This window comes from Micromonospora sp. MH33 (genome assembly GCF_003013775.1).
Lineage (GTDB): Bacteria > Actinomycetota > Actinomycetes > Mycobacteriales > Micromonosporaceae > Micromonospora > Micromonospora fulviviridis.
Map to the genome: position 1 here is coordinate 1 of NZ_MUYZ01000628.1, position 1450 is coordinate 1450.

The 1450-nt window shown below is 69.2% G+C and carries 1 protein-coding gene; it reads left to right on the forward strand.

The genetic code is table 11. The features are described 5' to 3' along the window. The first annotated feature begins 157 nt into the window (after positions 1–157). Positions 158–1414 (forward strand): IS256 family transposase, encoded by a 1257-nt coding sequence (locus tag B0E53_RS36490; RefSeq protein ID WP_107079919.1) that lies wholly within the window; start codon positions 158–160, stop codon positions 1412–1414. The last annotated feature ends 36 nt before the right edge of the window (positions 1415–1450 follow it).

A 1450-nucleotide genomic window follows, 5' to 3' on the forward strand; every position in this document is an offset into this window, starting at 1 on the left:
GAGCAATGCTCGAAACCTGTGGATGAGCGTCGGGAGGCGTACCCTCCCGGCGACGCTCCATGTCCAAGGAATCGAGTAGAGCCCGCGCGCCAACGCGGGCCGGGAAGGTACGCCCGTGCTTACCGTAGTCAACCCGGAAGAGCCCACGCCAGCGACCGTGTCCGAGCCGGCCAAGACGGGCGCGTCGCTGATCGACGAGATCGTGCGTGACGGTGCCCGCCGGATGCTCGCCGCCGCGCTGGAAGCCGAGGTCGCCGCCTACATCGCTGCGCACGTGGCCGAGCTGGACGAGCAGGGCCGCCGGCTGGTGGTGCGTAACGGTCACGCCCGGCCGCGGCAGGTGCTCACCAGCGCCGGCGCGGTGGAGGTCGTGACGCCGCGGGTCAACGACAAGCGCACCGACGAGACAGGCGAGCGTCAGCGGTTCGCCTCGGCGATCCTGCCCGCCTGGTGCCGCAAGTCCCCGCAGATCAACGAAGTACTGCCGTTGCTCTACCTGCACGGGCTCTCGTCGTCGGACTTCGTGCCCGCGTTGCAGCAGTTCCTCGGCACCAACTCGGGGTTGTCCGCCGCGACGATCACCCGGCTGACCGTGCAGTGGCAGGACGAGGCCCGCGCCTTCAACGGTCGGGACCTCTCCGGCGTCGACTACGTCTACCTGTGGGCCGACGGCGTGCACCTGAACGTGCGCCTGGACGAGGCGAAACTGTGCCTGCTGGTCATGGTCGGCGTGCGCGTCGACGGCCGTAAGGAACTCGTCGCGCTCGCCGAGGGCTACCGCGAGTCCACCGAGTCCTGGGCCGACCTGCTGCGTGACTGTAAACGCCGCGGCATGCGCGCCCCGATCCTGGCCGTCGGCGACGGGGCACTCGGCTTCTGGAACGCGCTTCGTGAGGTGTTCCCGACCACCCGGGAGCAGCGCTGCTGGTTCCACAAGATCGCCAACGTCCTCGGCGCGCTGCCGAAGTCCGCGCATCCCGGGGCGAAGAAGGCCCTGGCCGAAATCTGGAACGCCGAGGACCGCGACCACGCCCGCCGCGCCGTCGCCGCGTTCAAGCTGGCCTACGGCGCCAAGTTCGGCAAGGCCGTCGCCAAGGTCGTCGACGACCTCGACGAGTTGCTGGCCTTCTACGATTTCCCGGCCGAGCACTGGGTGCACCTACGCACCACCAACCCGATCGAGTCGACGTTCGCCACGGTCCGGCACCGCACCAAGGTCACCAAAGGGCCTGGCTCGAAGGCCGCCGGCCTCGCGATGGCGTTCAAGCTGATCGAAGCCGCTCAGCAGCGGTGGCGGGCGGTCAACGCGCCGCACCTGGTCGCCCTGGTCCGCGCCGGCGCCCGCTTCGAACGCGGCCGCCTCGTCGAACGGGCCACGACCGAACCCGTCACCTCCGACGCCGCAGCCGCCTGATCAAGATTTCTCATCCACAAGTCTTGACTATTGCTC